A 20,401-nucleotide genomic window follows, 5' to 3' on the forward strand; every position below is an offset into this window, starting at 1 on the left:
GCTTTACAAAAAGTTAAAAAAGGAAATTTAGTTTAGCTGTCTTTTAGCTTTTGTAGATATTCGCTTGGGTTGGTTCCAAATTCTTCCTTGAAACATTGCCTGAAATAGCTACTACTATTAATCCCAACCTGATACATGATTTCAGAAATATTAAACTGCCCGGTGATTAAAAGTTGTTCTGCGTAGTTAATGCGAACTTTTCTAATGAATTCGTTGGCAGTTAAATCTGTTAAGGCTTTAATTTTTCTATATAACGTGGAATGGCTCATGTTTAACTGTGCAGCAACATAGGAAATGTTCATTTTTTCATCTTCTAAGTTTTCCTCAATTACTTCAGTTAATTTATTTAAAAACTCCTTATCCAATTCACCTACCGATTCATTTAGCAGTTGTTGTTTTTGTTTAAATTTAGAAACACTGGTTAAAGAATATTGTTTTCTGGTATCTATAATGTTTTTGAGTCTGCTTTTTAAAAGGTTACTACTAAACGGTTTGGTTAAATAGGAATCTGCCCCCACATCGTAACCTACTTTTTGATCATGTAAAGACACTTTAGCCGTTAATAAAACAACAGGAATATGACTCGTGTCGATATCTTGTTTTAGGTGTTTACACATGTCTATACCGTCCATAATTGGCATCATGACATCACTAATAATGATATCAGGAATCGATTCTTTAGCCAATTCGAGACCAACTTTACCATTTTCGGCAGAGATGATTTTATAAGTATCGCTTAGCGATTCTTTTATATATTGAATGATATCCTGATCGTCATCTACAATTAAAACAACATTTTTGTCATCTTCTTCATTTTCTGGTTCTTCCGGGTAATAATGTATGGCATCGGGGTAGCTGTTATTGGTTAAGAATTTAATTTTAAATGTGGTGCCTTGGTTCAACTCACTGGAAACTTCAATATTAGCTTCATGTAATTCGACCATATTTTTCACTAAAGCTAAGCCTATTCCGGTACCTTTAACCGGGTGAGAAACATTCTTGGCTTGGTAGTATCGGTCAAAAATATGGGGTAAATCTTCTTTAGAAATGCCATAACCAGTGTCTGAAATGGTTATTTCTGTATAATCGATATTATCCTCTAAGTAATTGTTGAAATCTACAGTAATCGAGCCTTTTTGCGTGTATTTTAGAGCGTTTGAAATAAGATTGTCTATAATAATTGTAACAACGTTAGGGTCGAAAAACATTTCTGTTTTTTGTTTAGGCTCATTAATTTGAATATCAATGGCTTTGTTTTGATTGAGGTCTTTATATTTTATACCAATTTCATGAATGTATTGGTTTAAGTCGTCTTTTATAACGCTAAGTTTTCTGTTTTTATTTTCAGATTTTCTAAATTCAAGAATCTGGTTTACAATGTTCAATAATCGATTGGCAATCCGCTGAATCATTTGAAGTTTTTTCGACTGGTCTTCTGTCAAGGAGTTTTCAGAAATCAAGTCTTCTAAAGGCCCCAGAATTAGCGTCATTGGGCTTCTTAGTTCATGGGTAATGTTTGTGAAGAATTTAAGCTTGTCTTCATTTAAATCATGCTCCTGTTGTCTGCTTTTTTTCTCTAAAATCAGTGCGTTTTCAACTTTTAATTTTCTTTGGTAAAATCTGGAAACTAAAATAAAGATTGCCGAAAAAACAATTAAATAAATAAGTTTCATCCACCAGGAAAGCCAGATAGGAGGATCGATTTCTATAAATATGGTGTTTAGCTGATCTGACCATTCACTGTTTTTTATTTTCGATTTTAGATTGAAAACATAGTTTCCTGGTTTTAAATTTCTAAAGGTAACTTCTCTCTCGTTTTTTAATAGAAACCATCCTTGATCGAGGCCTTTCATTTCATAAGCAAATTCGGCCATATCAGTTAATGCATAATCAAGAATATTAAATTTTATTTGAATTGTATTTTGGTTGTGGTTTAGTTTTAGTTTTTCGTTGAAAGGTATAGGCTTAAATTGATTGAGGTTGTTTTTGTTGATTGGAGTTAAAATACTTGTAATACTTGGTTTTGGTGATTCGAAAGAAGGAATTTCAATGTCTTGATTAAACCAGGTAATTCCATTTTGAGACCCGAAAAACAGATTACCATCCTTAGTTTTTGCTACAGATCTGTATAGGTATTCACCATGTACAATTCCATCATTAAAACTGTAGTTGGTAACATGCATGGTATTAATCTCAATTTTGCTAATTCCATTAATCGTGCTAAACCAGATTGTATTTTCGTTTTTGCCTTCGGTAATGGCTCTTATATTTGATTCGGCCAAACCCGAAATTTCACCTATTCGTAAAATGGAGTCGTCGTTATGGTTTTTAATTAAGAACAGGTCGTTTTGACTACCAATCCACATGCGGTTTTTAGAATCTTTATAAATGCAATTAATCGCATAAAAGGCATACGAAGGATTGTATTCTTTAATTAAATTGAAGTCTTCATTAAAAACACTTAAGTTTCCAATATAGGTTCCCACCCACAAATTACCCTCACCGTCTTCGGAAATAGCCCTAATGATATTATCTGGCAACTCAGAATTCTTATCGGTGTAAATATCACAGGTTTTTAGTTCGGTATTATATTTATGTAAGCCTTTATCGGTAGCTATCCATATGTTATTTTTAGAATCTTCAAAAAAGGAGTATACCGGCGTGTTTTCTATGTCGCTAAAACAGGCTAGTCTGTTAAATTTATTTTGTTGTTTATCGTAGTAATAAATTCTGCCGTCTGATGTTCCTATCCAGGTGTATTGCTGTCCTTGGTAAGTACTTATAATGTTTTCATTTTTAAAATTGATATCTATATAATCGTATTGTCTAATTTTATTTTCATTTTTATAGATAGCCAGACCACCTGAGCCATTTGCAACCCAAATATTTTGGTCTGCATCAACGCAAAGGCTATGCGCCCATGAATTGTTCAAGCTATTATGGTTTGAAATATATGGCAGGTAGGTGATTTTGTTAAATTGATTTGGCTTGCTTGAAATAAAATTTAAATTACTTCCTTGTCCACCAAGCCAAATGTTTCCAAAAGAATCCTGGGTAATGGTTTGAACGGATAAACTGGATAGTCCATTGGAAGTGTCTGATTCCAGTATGTGGCTAAATTTTAAATCGGATAGATTAAAGTTAAAGGTTAAGTCGTTTAAATCTAAAATATTTAATCCGCCTCCCTCAGTACCAATGTAAAGTTTATGTTCTTTTGTTTCAATGACTTGTTGAACAAAGTTGTTTGATAGCGAATTTGGATTTTTTGGATTGTGCTGAAAATTAATCATTTTCGTACTAGCCGGATCATATAATGTGAGGCCTTCTCGGGTACCTATCCAAATACGCCCTTTAAAATCTTTAGTGATCGAAGTGACTGTGTTATTAACAAGTGAAGAAGGGTTTTCCGGGTCGTGTCTGTAGTTTATGGCCGTTTTCGTTTTTGAATTTAATATGCTAAAACCTTCATTAACATGGCCTATGTATATGTTTTCAGGGTCATCATAGTAAAGACACCAATTGAAGTTTGATCCTAAGCCTTTAGTATTATCGGTATTGTAATATGTAAACTTATTATTTGATTTATCTAATACATTTATGCCGCCATCATAAGTTGCGAACCAAATATTGCCTGCTTCATCTGCATCAATATGGGTGATTCCATTGGCACTAATAGAATTTTCTTCAGGTGAATCATAATTATGTTCAAAATGTTTAAATGTATGGGTTTTATAATTGTAGGCATCGACACCATTTTTTTCTGAACCAATCCACACGACGTCATCAAATTCATCAGCATAAACATGGTTGAGAATGTTACTGCAAATGGAGTTTTCTTCATTGTCAGTTTTTTTAAAAATTTTAAAATTACTCCCGTCGAATCTATTTAAACCATCTTTTGTGCTAATCCATATAAAACCTTCTCTATCTTGAGTAATACAGGATATGTTGCTGTTAGAAAGTCCTTTTTCTATTCCTAATTTTTCAATTTGAATTTCTTGAGCAGTTACGAAAGAGCTAATAATAAAAAAAGAAATAATGACAAATAGTTTACAATAATTCATTTGTATAGCGTGCTTGAAATGTTTAGTCGATATGTAAATTTAAATAAAATAGACAAGCCCTCCACGTGTGCTTTTTAACAGAATTATGGTTTGACGAGTTTTCAAGCTACGATTGACGAATTAACGATGTCTTCCGGAACTACGTATTGGTAGTTTTACTCAGAGTTAAATTTTAAATGGCTCTTTGTACGTTGTAATCAAATTATATTTTGAAAAATACTATAACATATTTGTTAATCTATCTGGTGGTTTTGGCATGTTTTTCAAGGTGTGATACCCAGGAAAAAGAAGTGGTTAAAACTCAGCTTTTCGATTTAAACTGGAAATTTTATTATGGGAATACTAATATTCCAGAGGATATTAAATATAATGATCAGGTTTGGAGAAATTTAGACTTACCTCACGACTGCAATAAAGACTATGGTCTTTTAAAATCGCACACAATAACAAGGATTCCTTCAGGTGAAACGAAAGTAGTCTGGTACAGAAAGCATTTTGATATCCCAGAATCATGGAATGGTAAAAATATATGGATCAAGTTTCAGGGGATTTCGAATCCTTATGAAATCTATATAAACGGGAAATGTCTTAGTGTTAATCATAATACATCAGAAATTTTCGAAAGCGACATAACGTCTTATTTGCAAAGTGAAGGGGAGAATGTTGTTTTGGTAAAATTGAGTAAGAATAAACAATCTAATGGTATTTATAGTGACAGTTTTGGTATTTACAACCACGTTTGGCTGGTTGTAAAGGATTCTATCCAAACTAATACATGGGCCCGAATAAAGTAAATATAAGACTGTTTTTTTATTTGTTTTTTATTGAAAAATAGAGGGTTGTGAAATACAGACACTATTTGACTGATTTGAGATTCTTGAATTATTTACTTCGAAATATTTTAGTGGAAACAAAAGGAAGTACAACATAAATTAAACAATGAGATGATAAGGAATAAGAGCAAGTTATAAAAATTAAGAGGAGATTATAGTAGTAATATTTCTACTTCATAAAAAATAAAAAGCAACTTAAACTAAACTAATTATGAATGAAAAGCGATGTTTTCACGGTTTCAAACCGTGTTTGCAAAAAGTAACTAAGGCCAACTGGCTAACAGTTATTTTAATTTTAATGTCTGTTTGTGCAACATTTGCACTTGAGCAGCAGAAATCAATATCCGGTACTGTTGTAGATGGTGCAGGTATGCCGGTTCCGGGAGTTACCATTATAGTAAAAGGAACTTCTAACGGTACTGCCACAGATTTTGACGGGCAGTACACTATTTCAGATGTAAAGGAAGGAGATATACTTCTGTTTTCATATGTAGGTATGAAACAACAAGAAGTAACCGTAGCAGGAACGTCCACCATTAATGTAACCATGGAGGAAGATACCGCACAATTAGATGAGGTAGTTGTAGTAGGTTTTGGAACACAAAAGAAAACAACATTAACGGGAGCTGTTTCTTCAGTAAAAGGTAAAGAATTAAAAAGTATTCCTGTAACCAATGTTAGTCAAGGGTTATCAGGAAGATTGCCTGGTGTTGTTGCAGTGTCCAATGGTGGTGAACCAGGTTATGACGGAGTGTCAATTCTTATTCGTGGTGTTAATACCTTTGGAAATGCTTCACCATTAATAGTTGTTGATGGAGTGCCTGGAAGATCTTTAGAAAGAATAGATCCAAGTACTATCGAAAGTATGTCTGTACTTAAAGATGCTTCTGCAGCTATTTATGGAGCACAGGCGGCGAATGGAGTTATTCTGATCACAACCAAACGTGGTACGCCAGGTAAGCCAAAAATAGACTTTACTACGAATTACGGTTTAACTCGCCCGACTGTAATGCCTGAATTAACTAATTCAGCAGAGTATGCGACTTTATTAAATGAAATAGATCTTTATGCAGGACGAGGACCAAGATATTCACCAGATGAAATTCAGAAGTTCAGAGATGGATCTGATCCTTGGAATTATCCTAATAGCGATTATATTAAAGAGACTCTAAAACCTTGGTCGGCACAAACTTATAACAACCTTTCTATTAGTGGAGGGACTGAAAATACAAAATATTTTGTGAGTCTTTCATCAAAGTCTCAAGACGCATTCTACAGAAATAGTTCAACTAAATTTGAGCAATATGACATGCGATCTAACCTTGATATAAAAATTAATGATTATATCAATTTTAGAATGAACACTTCAGGAAGATATGAAGATAGAAACTTTCCGCAACGTGGCGCACCTGAGATATTTAATAAACTGATGAGGTCTAAACCTATCATTCCTGCTTATTGGCCAAATGGTTTACCAGGGCCTGGTATGGAAGGAGGAGATAACCCTGTGGTTTTAGTTACAGATGATACGGGATATTCAAAAGATAGATGGTATGTTTTAAACTCCGATTTTCAATTGAATATCGATATTCCTGGTGTAAAAGGTTTATCAGTAAATTTAAACGCCTCTTTAGATAAGTCATTCAATTTTGTTAAGAACTGGAGTACACCATGGACTGTGTATTCTTGGGATAATGTAAGTTATGATGATAATGGCGATCCGTTATTGGTGGGTTCTGAACAAGGTCTTGATGACCCAAGATTACGTCAATCTGCAAGGGATAATCAAAATATACTTACCAGAGGAATGATTAATTATGAAAGTAGTTTTTCAGATGATCACAGCTTAAAATTAATGGGAGGTGTAGAACGAATTGAAGGTAAAGGAAGTGACTTCTGGGCTTTTAGAAGAAACTTTGTGTCAACAGCGGTCGATCAATTATTCGCCGGAGGTTTAGAAGATATAAATAACGGTGGTTCTGCATATGAAGAAACACGTTTAAACTATTTTGGTAGAGCCAATTATGGTTATAAGGATAAGTATTTGGCTGAGTTTGTTTGGAGATATCAGGCTTCTTATATTTTTGAGCAATCCAGTCGCTATGGGTTTTTCCCAGGAGTATCTTTAGGGTATGTCATTTCTAAAGAAGGTTTTTGGCAAAAAAACATTCCGTTTATCAATTTTGCTAAATTCAGAGCATCTTGGGGTCAAACAGGTAACGATTTAATTTCTCCATATCAATACTTGTCATCATATTCTTTTGGAGGATTATCGTTTGTTTCTAATGGAGGAACACAATTCAATAAAGTACTTTATGAAGGTGTGGTTCCAAATACAGGGGTAACCTGGGAGTCGGCTACACAAAAAGATGTTGGTGTTGATTTACATTTCTTTGATGGAAAATTAACGCTTACTGCCGATTATTTTGAAAATACGCGTACCGATATTCTTGCTCGCAGAAATGCTTCAGTACCTAACTCTACAGGTTTAAGCTTGCCAGATGAAAACATAGGAGAATTCGAGAATAAAGGTTTCGATTTTAATGTAGTGTACAGTAATAATTCATCGGCTTTCACTTATAGTGTTGGGGTAAACGGAGTATATGCTAAAAACAAAGTACTTTTCTGGGATGAACCGCCTGGAGCACCTGTATACCAACAATCAACAGGAAGACCACTTGGAGCTTCTTTATATTATAATGCGATTGGAATATTCCAAAATCAAGATGAAATAGATGCGTATCCGCATTTAGCAGGAGCAAGACCTGGAGATATCATTTTTGAAGATTACAACGAAGATGGTGTTTTAGATGGCAAAGATATGGTGCGATACGATAAAAGCCGCACGCCATTATTTACCGGAGGTTTAAATATGAATTTCGGATTTAAAGGTTTCGATTTAAACCTATTATTTCAAGGAGCTCTTGGAGGTGTGTTCTATCAAGGAACAGAATCAGGTGAGTTCGGTAATTATCTTAAGAGTTTTTACGACAACCGCTGGACAGAGTTAGATCCTAGTACAGAGCATCCAAGAACTTATAACAGAACAGGTGAATACTGGGTAAATCAGCCAAATACTTATTGGTTGCATAAAACAGATTATGTGCGTTTAAAAACAATAGAATTAGGGTATTCTTTACCTAAATCGGTTACCGATAAAATTAAGATTGATAACCTAAGAATGTATGTGAATGGATTCAATTTATGGACGCACAGTCCTGATATGAAGGACTTCGACCCTGAGATGGTTCAAACTGGTTATGCAGGATACAGTTATCCGTTGAATAAAGCTATTAACCTAGGATTGAATGTAACCTTTTAAATTTTTAGTATCATGAATCGTATAAAAAACATATATATATTATTACTAATCTTGTTAATAACAGGATGTAATGATGATTTTCTTGAAGTAGCACCGCTAGATCGATTTTCAGATTCGGCAGTGTGGTCAGATCCGGCTTTAATAACCGCTTACGTAGATAATATTTACATGGGGCAACATCATGCGTTTCAAACAGAAATGATGTCCTCGCTAAGTGATGAATCTATGGACGTTTGGGATTGGGAAGCAAAACCAATTTTAAACAGTGAAATTAGTGATAGTTATTTAGGTGTACTGAGCCCTTGGCATTGGACAGGAGATTATTATAATCTAACCTGGAATAGTCTTTATAAAAATATTAGAGCTTGTAATTTGTTTTTTGAAAATATTGAAAAATCAGGTTTAGAAGGTGACGATATCGATAAGTTAAAAGGTGAAGTTCACTTTTTAAGAGGTTATTTCTATGGATGGTTAATGAGCTTTTACGGAGGTGTTCCAATAATAGATAAGGCATATACACCAACAGATGAGTTTTTAGTGCCTCGAAATACGCTGGAAGAGACTGTGAATTTCATTGTTGCAGATTGCGATGCAGCTGCAGCGATGTTGCCTGCATCTGGAGATAAAGCAAGAGCTACAAAAGGAGCTGCTTTAACTTTAAAGTCTAAGATTTTATTATACGCAGCTAGTGATTTGTTTGCTTCAGCATCATGGACTAATGGTTATGAAAATCCTGAATTAATCAGTTATACCAGTGGAAGTCAAATGGATCGTTGGAAAGCGGCTAAAGATGCTGCTAAAGCTGTTATTAACCTGGGAGTGTATAGTCTTTATGGGGGTACAAGTTTTGATTCTCAAGAGGCTGCTACACAGAATTACATCAATATTTTCTTGAACAATGGAAATGAAGAAGATATTTTCTTAAGCTTCTTTGATCATGCTAATAATGCTAATAACTGGGATAACCCAAACGTTGGTTTGTTTAACGGACCTAACGGCTGGGAAAACTGGGGAGGAAATACACCAATTGGACAATTGGTTGATGATTATGAAATGGCAGACGGAACTTATTTTGATTGGAGCAATCCAGATCAGGCAGCTGCACCTTATGAAAATCGAGATCCAAGATTTTATGCTAACATTCTTTACGATGGCGCATATTGGAAACCACGTCCGGAGTCTACAGCAGGAACTGATCCTACCGGAAGAGTACAAACAGGATCATATGTTCAGGCAGATGGTACAACCATCCCGGGTCTAGATACCCGTCAGGGACCGGTGCAAGACTGGAATGGTACGTATACGGGATATTACTTGAGAAAGTTTATAGATCCTGCAGTAAATCATACGGCTACCAACATGCAAAAATATCCTTGGAGACAAATGCGATATGCCGAAGTATTATTGAATTATGCTGAGGCATGTATAGAGTTAGGAGAAGAAGGTGAGGCTAAAACGTATTTAAACATGATACGTAACCGCGCAGGCATGCCAGATGTTCCAGTAAGTGAAACAGGAGTAGATTTAATGGAACGTTACAGAAACGAACGCCGTATCGAGTTATCATACGAACAACATCGTTATTTTGATATAAGACGATGGATGATTGCTCCAGATGTAATTACTCCAGCCGAGGGTATTAAAATTGTATATCCTTACGGAAGTAGCACCCCAACATATTCTGTTCTTGATAATGTTCAAGGGAGAGCATGGAATGATAATAAATCGTATTTCCTTCCAATTTTATTGGATGAGTTGAATAGAAATAATGAGTTGATCCAGAATCCTGGTTACTAAATTTTAGTTGGTAGGCCCTTGGAGCATAACAAAGTGAAGAGGGCTGCCAAATCTAACATAGATAAGATAATTTTTAAACGAATTAAAAATGAAAATAATTAATAGATATAATTTAAGATTTTTAGCTTTAGCTTTAGCTATGCTAATGTCTGTGTTTGTTGTGGGGTGTAGTGACGAAAATGTTATGGATCCAACAGCAGATTTTACTTATGAAGTTGATTCAGAGAATCCGTTATTGGTTTCTTTCGAAGCTACAGCTACGAATGGAAAAACACTGTCATGGGAGTTTGGAGATGGGGGATTATCAATTGCTAAAAGTGCAGATTATACATTTCCTTCAGCAGGAACATATTCGGTAAAGTTAACAGTTTATGGAGAAGAAGGATCTACGCCTGCTGTAGTTACAAAATCAGTAACGGTTATTGAAAATCCAACGGCAAAATTCACAGCAACTATTGAAGATTTAACGGTAATGTTTACAAGTACAACTACTGCTTCAGAATCATTTTCTTGGGATTTTGGGGATGGTCAAACGTCTACCGAAGAAAACCCTGTCCATACTTATACCGATTATGGGACTTATACAGTGTCATTAACAGTAAATGGAATGGAAGGTTCTACACCTGCTATGGTCTCAAAAGACATTATGGTAGAGTTTAATGCTCCTGTTTTTGAGGCGGTAGTTGTTGAAAATTCAGATTTTGAATTACCAGGTGATTCGAAATATACGAATTGGGCAAATGTTCCAGGATGGAGTAGTGATACTGGGGCAGTAGATTCTGGAGTAGAAGCATCTGCTTGGTGGATGAGCTCAGATAATAGTGATTATGCGGGGTATAAGTTTAGTGGAGATGCACCGGTTTATAATTTAACGAATCATATGATTTCAGAGGGAGAAGAGTTTCTATTAACTGTCGATGCTTTTGATATTTGGAATGGAGCCAAGTTTACAGTAACGCTGTATTATAATAATGGCGATGGCGTTCGAAATGTTATTGAAACGCAAACAGTAGATCTTGTCTCGTCTCAATGGAACCCTATCGAATTAAGTGCATCTGCTACAGCAGAATCTGTAGGAGCAAGATTAGGAATAGAAATTAATACGGCAGCTGCTGATGGAGGTGATGGCTGGACCGGATTTGATGATATTGTATTAATGGCAAAATAGATTATTATTTAGTTTTATTGTAGTTGGAAGGACGTAGGAGTTGGTGTCCCTACGTCTTTCTTTTAAATTAGAATAAAAGTTAATCCTCAAATTGAAAAAAAAATAAATAGATGTATTTTAAATGTTTTATGCTTGTGTTTTTTGTGATATCCACGATTAAAATGAATGGGCAAGCAGTGGAGTGGGTATGCAGCACAGAAGAAAATATGTATGAATACTTAACTTCTAAGTTGGAAAAAACAGGAACAAAAACTCCTACTCTGGAGATTAACGATGATTATAAGAGTTTAGTTTTTAAAGCTTGGGGAACTTGTTTTAATGAGCGTGGATGGGATGCAATTAATATGTTATCACGTACTAATCAGGAAAAAATTTTAAGTCAGTTGTTTTCTCCGGAAGGTGATTTAAGATTTACTATGGGACGTTTTTCTATGAATGCAAACGATTATGCTCGCGATTGGTATAGCTGCGATGAAGTTAATGGTGATTTTCAGCTAAAATACTTTAATATAGATCGAGATAAAACAACTTTAATCCCTTTTATAAAAGCAGCACAGGAATACAATCCTGATTTAATGTTTTGGATTTCGCCTTGGTCACCTCCATCCTGGATGAAAATTAATAATTATTATTCGGTTGTTAGTAATGAAGAGTATAATGAGCTAAACCCAAAGTTAGATTATTTGCTATTTGAAGGAAATGATAAAAAATATGAAAATCAGTTTCCTCAGAAATTGGCAGTTAATGACTATTTTATTCAAGATCCACGCTATTTACAAACCTATGCCAATTATTTTAGTAAGTTCATAACAGCTTATCAACAGGAAGGGATTCCTATTAAAATGGTTATGTTTCAAAATGAACCTTGGAGTTATACCCCTTATCCAGGTTGTGCTTGGACACCCGAAGGGATAATTCGTTTTAACGAGGAGTATTTGGGGCCAACATTAAAAGAACAGCATCCTAATGTAGATTTATATTTTGGAACAATAAATACTAATCATTATGAAGTAATTGATGAGGTTTTGTCCAATTTAACTCAACCAGAAACATTTAGCGGAATTGGTTTTCAATGGGAAGGCGGGCAAATTTTATCACGCATTCGTGAAAAATATCCAAAATATAAATATGTTCAAACAGAAAGTGAATGTGGTTGGGGCGCTTTTGATTGGGGCGCAGCAGAACACACCTTTAATTTAATAAATCATTACTTAGGTAATGGTTGTGAGGAATATACGTTTTGGAATGCTATTTTATACGATGAAGGTGTAAGTGGCTGGGGGTGGAAGCAAAATGCATTAATTCGTGTCGATTCTAAAACACGAAAAGCAACTTATACACCAGAATATTTTGCAGTAAAGCATTATACACGGTACCTAACTCCTGGTAGTATAATAAAAGCATTTAAACCAGGTAAGGAAGACAAGTTGCCGGTAATGTTAGCTACAAACCCCAATGGAGAAGATTTAGTTTTTGCAGGTAACTTTAATGAGCAAAGTAAAACCATATCGGTAAAATTAGAGGGAAAATTTTTAAATGTAACATTGCCACCTCATTCCTTAAATACATTTAAAGTAAAATAATCAAATAAAAGATTAAAATTTAGAGCTTAACTATCATGAAACACTATTTAAAAATCAATTTTCTTGTTCTTTTAAGTATTTCAATATTCGCTTGTTCTTACAACAAAGAACAACAAAATGAGAATGTATTTGGAAAACAAAATTTCGATTTCAATTGGAAATTTAAATTGGGAGACTTTCCCATGGCTGCCAATTTAAATTTTGACGATGAAAATTGGAGAACTCTTGATATACCTCATGACTGGAGTGTTGAAGGTCAGATCAGTCCAGAAAATACTACTGGAAATGACGGTGGGTATTTTCCCGCTGGCATAGGTTGGTATCGTAAAGATTTCGATATCTCAAAAGAACTAGAAGGAAATAAAATAAGCATATATTTTGAAGGTGTTTATATGAATGCAGAAGTCTTTATCAACGGAAAGTCTTTGGGTGTTCATCCATATGGATATACCTCTTTTGAACATGATTTAAGTCCTTACATTCAATATGGAAATAAAAATACATTAGCTGTTCGCGTAGATAATTCACAGCAAAAAAATTGTCGCTGGTATAGTGGTTCGGGAATTTACCGTCATGTTTGGTTAAAAGTTAATTCGCCTTTACATATAGCTAATTGGGGCGTGGGAATATCAACACCTGAGATTTCCAGCGAAAGGGCCACTGTTCAAGTTAATACGACCATTCAAAACGAAACGAATCAAATACAAAGTCTTCAGTTGATTACTAAAATTTCAAATTCTAGTGGAGAAATTGCAGGAAAAGAAGAACAGGAGATAGAGCTCAAGCCTAATGGCAAACAAGTGGTTACACAAAATATAGAGGTGACCAATCCGAAGTTATGGTGCCCTGATTACCCAAATTTATATGTAGCAACATCTACATTAAAAAAGAGAGGAGAAAATATTGATCAAGAGGAAAATAGCTTTGGTATACGATCAATTGAATATTCAGCCGATAAGGGCTTTATCTTAAATGGAGAGTCTATTAAATTAAATGGAGGTTGTGTTCATCATGATAATGGAATTTTAGGTGCGGCAGCATACGATAGAGCTGAAGAACGAAAAGTTGAATTATTAAAAGCTGCTGGATATAATTCGGTTAGAACTGCACATAATCCGCCCTCAGAAGGCTTTTTAGAAGCTTGTGATCGACTGGGTTTATTGGTTATTGATGAGGCGTTTGATGGGTGGCGTGAGAAAAAAACAACACACGATTATGCTAGTATTTTTGATGAATGGTGGCAACGAGATATAGAGGCTATGGTTTTACGTGATCGTAATCATCCATCAATTGTTATGTGGAGTAGTGGTAATGAAATTATAGAGCGAACAAAACCCGAAGCCGTAGAAACAGCTAGACTGCTTAATAGCTATATTAGAGAACTTGATCCAACAAGACCTGTAACTTCGGCTATGACGTCATGGGATCAGGGTTGGGATATTTTCGATCCATTAATGGCCGAGCATGATATTTGCGGGTATAATTATATGATGCATGAATCTGAGGGCGATCATGAAAGAGATCCTTCACGGGTTATCGTTCAAACCGAGTCTTATCCTAAAGATGCCTTTTATAATTGGAAAATGGTTCAGGATCACTCTTATATTATAGGAGATTTTGTCTGGACAGCTATGGATTATTTAGGGGAATCAAGTATTGGACGCTACTATTATCCAGGAGAACCTGAAGGACAACATTGGAAGCAGGATTTTTACCCTTGGCATGGGGCTTATTGTGGTGATATTGATTTAATAGGATGGCGTAAACCTATTTCTCACTATAGAGATCTTCTTTGGAATAATACCGAAAAGATTTATATGGCAGTTCGTGAGCCAAATCCAAGTGAAGGCGAAATAAAAACAACCATGTGGGCTGTGTGGCCAACTTGGGAAAGCTGGAATTGGCCTGGATATGAAGGAAAGCCTATTGAAGTTGAGGTCTATTCTAAATATCCAAGGGTACGTCTTTACCTAGACAATGAACTAATTGCAGAGCAAAAAACAGGACTAGATCAAGAGTATAAAGCGATCTTTACATTACCTTATAAAAAAGGAATTTTAAAAGCAGTTGGAGTTCAGGATAATCAGGAATTAGAATCGTGTATACTTAAAACTGAAAAAGAGGCTTCACAAATAAAATTAACTGCAGATAGAAATACTATAAAATCAAATGGTCAGGATTTAACATTCGTAACCGTTGAGGTAAAAGATAGCGATGGTCAATTGGTGTCCAATGCAGATAATAGTGTATCATTTACTATAACTGGTCCTGGTAAAATTATAGGGGTTGGTAATGCAAATTTAAAGGACGAAACAGCATATAATGTACATACTCATAAAGTTTGGAAAGGGAGAGCTTTAGTCGTTATAAAAGGAGGAAAGGAAGCTGGTGAAATAAAACTTAAAGCAATTTCTTCTGGTTTAACTGAAGCGTCTTTAATAGTAAACCTTGCAGAGTAAAAGAGCATAGAAACTTTTAATTGCAAATCATGAAAACAACTAAACTTTTAATTGTATTGATATTACTTTCTAGTATTGAAATACAATGTATATATGCGCAAATAGCTAGTGCAAGTGATAATTTGGTAGTAGTGCCAATCGCTGATAGAAAAGTACCTTTTAATTTGTCCGCAAACGGAATTTCAAAAACTATAGAATTTGGTCCTGATTTAGCTTGGGCCGATATGCAAAACTTTCGTCGTAATATCCTTTTTATGGGGTTGGATCAAATTGATATTGTTCGAGCATCTTTTCAGCCAACCTATCCTTTGGTCAACGAGACAGATCTTACAACAGAGCAAATTAACGATCTTAATAATCGGTTGAATTTGATTAATACTTATGTGGGGCCTAACACAAACCTGGCGCTTAATTGCGATCATCCTTGGGTAGATAATTGGTATGTCGGGAATCCGGCACGTTGGGAACAATTAATTAGAACTACGGCGCAAAAGTTTATCGATGCAGGGCATTCTATCGTTACCATAGGAGCATTCAATGAGCCGGATTATGGCTGGGGTCAGGGTTCAGCTCAGGATATGTATGATATTACTAATCTAATGAACAATAATTCATTTTATGATGCGATTAGACTTTCCGGAGGTAATACTTTAAATTGTGATGAAGCTCAGGGATGGTATGATTATTTAGTGCCTGCGGGTGTTGATGAGGGGAATACACATCAGTTAGCTGGCAGTTTTAATGGGTTTGCCAGCTTTCTTCAAAATGTTAGAGCCAATGGACATCATGCAACACTTGATGAACTTCATAATATTGTAGAAGCTTTGGTTGGCTATGAATATGGTATGCAAACTGGTATTTGGTGGGCAGATATCGATCTGGCCAGTGGGGAAATGGTGAAGGCTTTTGATGGCGAGCGATTAGGGTATGCAGAACATCGATCTAACTGGACAGCAGCTGCCGTGTACAGAAATCCAGAAGGGAAAGTTCAGGCCTTCGGAGGAACATCAGAACGCCAGGCCGTAACGACAACATATAATTATTTATCAAAAGATAGGGTAGTTTATTATGATGGTTATGGGCCTCAACGAAGCTTTGTTTTGGAGTTGCCAGGAGGCACAGGATACGGTCAAGGTCAAACCAATGCAGAGCGCGTTATAAACATCTCTTGGGGAGACGATATACAACCAGTAATAAACGGAACCTATAAATTGGTAAACAGAGCTACAGGACAAGTACTTGAAGTTGCAGGCGATTTTAACGAAGCAGGTGTTTATCAAGGTAATTATTCAGGGAAACTAACACAGCACTGGGAAGTGTTTCCTGTAGACTCCAGAGTAGGAGGCGATTTTAGTTACTATCGAATTAAACCTGTGTCAAGTGCCAATAGAAGATTGGATTTGTACGGGTATTCATTAGAGCCAGGAGGGAAGGTTAGTATTTGGGATAATGGGCCCTATGGAAATCAGCAATGGTATTTAGATTACGCTGAAGATGGATGGTTTTATATTAGAAGCAGAGAAAGTTCTTATTGCGCAGAAATAAATGGTTCTGGTAATTTGGTTCAAGGAGAAAAATCTAATTCACAAAACCAGCAGTGGCGTTTTCTTCCTGTTGACGCTCCTATAGAATTCGATGCACCCAGCATACCAACGAATTTAGTTGCAGAAAGTCGACCGACATCGGTAAAACTTAGTTGGAGTGCGAGTCCGGAATCTGATGTTTTAGGCTATGATATTCTTCGATCTCAAACAATGGGAGGTGCTTACAATACCATATCAAGAAGCGTGGTTACAACGGAGTTTGTAGATAATACAGTGCTTGCGGGAGAAACTTATTTTTATGTAATAAAGGCAGTTGACCAATCTTTAAATCAGTCAAATTTTTCAAATGAGGTAACTACAAGTGTAAACGGCGCAAATGATATGGTTGTTCGTCTTAATTTAGATAGTGACACTAAGGATAGTACTGTAAATTTAAACCATGCAGCTATTAATGGAGGGAGCTTTGTTTCAGGAATAAACGGCGAAGGAGCCGTGTCTTTAAACGGAAGTTCAGATTTTATGCAATTGTCTTCAGATATAGCTAGTTATGAAGAGTTAACCATTTCAACTTGGGTTAAATGGGCGGGGTTTAATGTAGGACAGTATCTATTTGAGTTTAGTAATGGTAGTGATGAGTATTTTTATTTATCTCCTTCTATTTCCGGGTTTACCGAATTTGCAATTAAGCACAATGGCGTGGAACAAAAATTAAATGCGGCTGCATTGCCAGCAGGAGAATGGGCTCATGTTGCTATTACGATAGGAGATTTAGGAATGTTTCTTTACATAAATGGGCAAGTGGTTGCACAATCAGAAATCGCTTCCATACGACCGATTGATATTATGCCTTTTTTGAATTATTTAGGCGTAAATACAGGTAATAAAAAGTATTTTGAAGGACTTGTTGATGATTTCAGAATTTATAATTATCAAATGACTCCAGGTACAGTTGGTGCAATTTATAATGCGCTGTCTATAGAAGATGATAAACTAATAGCTAACAAGATTAACTTGTGGCCTGTACCTGCAGATGACTTTTTAAATATTACGACTTCAGAAAAATCACATTTGGCAAATTATAAATTGTTTTTGTATAGTTTGAATGGAAAGCTGTTAATTGAAAAACAGTCCCACTTTTCAAATAATATACAATTAGATGTTTCGGGATTAACGTCGGGGTTATATATTCTTAAAATGACAAGCGATACAGGAAATATTACTAAAAAAATTATAGTTAATCATTAATTGTAAAATTTGTTACAGATGAACAGGATTATAATAAATATGAATTAAGAATGAAAAATATTGAAAAGATATATAGGTTATTTATAGCTTGCTTTTTTGTGATACTTGTTTCTTGTAATGAAAATTTAGAAACTCAAAGTGAGTTTAAAAATTACCTATTTGCATATTTTGTGGGTAATGGTCCAGAAGAGGAGTCTATTAGATTTGCACTAAGTCGTGATGGTTTTAATTACTATGCACTTAACAATAATGAACCTATTATAGATTCTGGAGACATAAGCTCTACAGGTGGTGTTCGTGATCCTCATATATTACGTGGGCATGATGGGAAAACGTTCTTTATGGTTGTAACCGATATGGTTTCAGCTAATGGATGGAGTTCTAACAGAGCTATGGTTTTAATGAAATCTACAGACTTAATTCATTGGACATCGACAGTGGTTAATATTCCAAGGACTTTTCCAAATAAGTTTGTAGATATTGTAAGAGTGTGGGCACCGCAAACCATTTATGATAATAAGGCTAAAAAGTATATGATTTATTGGTCTATGTTAGGTGAATCTGGGCCAGATAAAATATATTATGCCTATGCTAATGCAGATTTTACAGGTTTAGAAACGACGCCAGAACAATTATATTTCAGTCCTACAAATAGTGCTTGTATCGATGGAGATATTATATATAAAGATGGTAAATATCACTTGTTTTTTAAAAATGAAGATGAAGGAAAAAAGGGTATTATGCAGGCAGTTTCCAATAGTTTAACAGAAGGATATGAAGAGGTAGATGGTTTTATGGATCAAACCGATGAAGCTGTAGAAGGCTCAAGTATATTTAAGTTAATTGGTTCTGATGACTATATTTTAATGTACGATGTTTATAATCAGGGTAAATACCAATTTACAAAAACCAAAGACCTAATCAATTTCAAAATTGTAGATGAAAGTGTTTCAATGGATTTTCACCCAAGACATGGAACAGTTATTCCAATTACAGAATTTGAAACGAAAAGGTTAATAGAAAAGTGGGGCAAAACTTTGGATTCAAAATTCTAAAATTGAGTATTTCATTTTTTGTTATATTGCATTAGAAATTTAAATAACAAAGTGAACACAAAACTGAACACGTTTTGGAACACGAATTTAAAATATAGCATCCGGGAAGTCCTTATTTTGTGTCGTGAATTTGTCAGGTGATGAACTCATAACCCGAAGGTCACAGGTTCGAGTCCTGTTCCCGCTACGAAGCAAGAGAATCTAGAAATAGGTTCTCTTTTTTATTCTTTAATTTAGTGATATTAGTTTTAAAATTTAGTTTTAACAAAGCTCTAAGAAAGCTTTAGTACTAAAAATGTACCTTTGAGCTCTTAAATTTTAATTATTATTAGTTGTCGAATTCAGACAAATTATCATTTTATATCATGAAATACGTATTGAAAATTGTTTTTGTATTATGTGCGTTTACAGTAGCAGCTCAGGCTCAGAATTATAAAAGTAACATCCGTCAGTATAAAGTGCCATTAGCAATAAAGGCAGGGAAACTTATTGATGCAGGTCATGTGATTTCAGCCGATTCTCTTAGTCCTTCTTTTAAAAATAAGGGGTATGCTCCGGTAGAAGTAAACCTGAAATCACCAAAGAAAAAAAGTCTGAAACCAAGTGAACTGTATAATCGTGTTTCTGAATCTATTGTTATTGTTTCTCCTGCAGGTCGATGTGGCGAGGTTGATGAGAAGGGTAAAGCATGTGATAAGGTGCATACCTACCCAGCATCGGGTTATATTATCGATTCAAAAGGAATTATCGTAACCAACTATCATGTTGCTAATAGTTATATAACGAAGTATAACAAAGATGCCAGAGATGTTATGGTGGTAATGCTTAAAGATGGTACAATTTTTCCTGTCGAAGCTATATTATCTGCAGATCAAAAAAACGATTTGGCGATTTTAAAAATAGACACTAAAGGTAGAGAACTTCCTGTATTACCAATAGCAACTAAAGATGCTGAAATTGGTGATCCGGTTTTTATTGTTAGTCATCCTAAAGGGTATTATTATGCCTTTTCTTCGGGAATGGTAACCGATAAGTTTAGTGAAATTAATATTGGAGGTTATAGAAATATTATGGCTATTTCTGCCGATTTTGCTGCAGGTTCAAGTGGCTCGGCCATTATTGATCAATTTGGAAATGTTATAGGAACCGTGTCTTATACAAAAACACTTCAGCATTCCGACGATGCAACTAAAACACAAATGGTATTGAAAGCTACCATTCCTGTTTCAGCGCTTACAGAACTGATAAAAAAAGGAAATTAAGATTATTGATAATAAACAAAAAAGAGCAACTACACGTTGCTCTTTTTTGTTTAAAGTATTTTGTGCCTT

The 20,401-nt window shown here is 35.0% G+C and carries 10 protein-coding genes; 9 read left to right on the forward strand and 1 reads right to left on the reverse strand.

Annotated elements, in window-relative coordinates; genetic code table 11:
- Window positions 1-32: 32 nt before the first annotated feature.
- Window positions 33-4,064, reverse strand: coding sequence for a two-component regulator propeller domain-containing protein (locus NO995_RS14945; RefSeq protein WP_258228199.1), 4,032 nt, complete (start codon window positions 4,062-4,064; stop codon window positions 33-35).
- A 209-nt stretch (window positions 4,065-4,273) separates the two neighbouring features.
- On the opposite strand from NO995_RS14945, the gene NO995_RS14950 reads away from it, so the two are divergent.
- From NO995_RS14950 to NO995_RS14995, 9 genes are all read left to right on the forward strand, one after another.
- Entirely contained in the window at window positions 4,274-4,858 is a 585-nt protein-coding gene (locus NO995_RS14950; RefSeq protein WP_258228200.1) for a sugar-binding domain-containing protein, read from the forward strand.
- Window positions 4,859-5,108: 250 nt separating this feature from the next.
- Window positions 5,109-8,219 carry a TonB-dependent receptor gene (locus NO995_RS14955; RefSeq protein ID WP_240573536.1) on the forward strand — a complete coding sequence of 1,037 codons (3,111 nt, stop codon included), beginning with the start codon at window positions 5,109-5,111 and terminating at the stop codon, window positions 8,217-8,219.
- A gap of 12 nt (window positions 8,220-8,231) precedes the next feature.
- On the forward strand, window positions 8,232-10,016 hold the full coding sequence (locus NO995_RS14960) for a RagB/SusD family nutrient uptake outer membrane protein (protein WP_258228201.1): 1,785 nt from the start codon (window positions 8,232-8,234) through the stop codon (window positions 10,014-10,016).
- Window positions 10,017-10,104: 88 nt separating this feature from the next.
- On the forward strand, window positions 10,105-11,184 hold the full coding sequence (locus NO995_RS14970; RefSeq protein ID WP_308813200.1) for a PKD domain-containing protein: 1,080 nt from the start codon (window positions 10,105-10,107) through the stop codon (window positions 11,182-11,184).
- A 161-nt stretch (window positions 11,185-11,345) separates the two neighbouring features.
- Window positions 11,346-12,767 carry a hypothetical protein gene (locus tag NO995_RS14975; protein ID WP_258228202.1) on the forward strand — a complete coding sequence of 474 codons (1,422 nt, stop codon included), beginning with the start codon at window positions 11,346-11,348 and terminating at the stop codon, window positions 12,765-12,767.
- A 35-nt stretch (window positions 12,768-12,802) separates the two neighbouring features.
- On the forward strand, window positions 12,803-15,226 hold the full coding sequence (locus tag NO995_RS14980; RefSeq protein WP_258228203.1) for a sugar-binding domain-containing protein: 2,424 nt from the start codon (window positions 12,803-12,805) through the stop codon (window positions 15,224-15,226).
- A 29-nt stretch (window positions 15,227-15,255) separates the two neighbouring features.
- Window positions 15,256-18,015 carry a LamG-like jellyroll fold domain-containing protein gene (locus NO995_RS14985; RefSeq protein ID WP_258228204.1) on the forward strand — a complete coding sequence of 920 codons (2,760 nt, stop codon included), beginning with the start codon at window positions 15,256-15,258 and terminating at the stop codon, window positions 18,013-18,015.
- Window positions 18,016-18,065: 50 nt separating this feature from the next.
- Window positions 18,066-19,070: a glycoside hydrolase family 43 protein gene (locus NO995_RS14990; RefSeq protein WP_258228205.1), complete on the forward strand. Its 1,005-nt coding sequence runs from the start codon at window positions 18,066-18,068 to the stop codon at window positions 19,068-19,070.
- A gap of 365 nt (window positions 19,071-19,435) precedes the next feature.
- Window positions 19,436-20,332: a serine protease gene (locus tag NO995_RS14995; RefSeq protein ID WP_258228206.1), complete on the forward strand. Its 897-nt coding sequence runs from the start codon at window positions 19,436-19,438 to the stop codon at window positions 20,330-20,332.
- The last annotated feature ends 69 nt before the right edge of the window (window positions 20,333-20,401 follow it).

Origin of the sequence: Aestuariibaculum sp. M13 (genome assembly GCF_024723255.1) — a bacterium.
In the GTDB taxonomy this organism is placed as follows: domain Bacteria; phylum Bacteroidota; class Bacteroidia; order Flavobacteriales; family Flavobacteriaceae; genus Aestuariibaculum; species Aestuariibaculum lutulentum.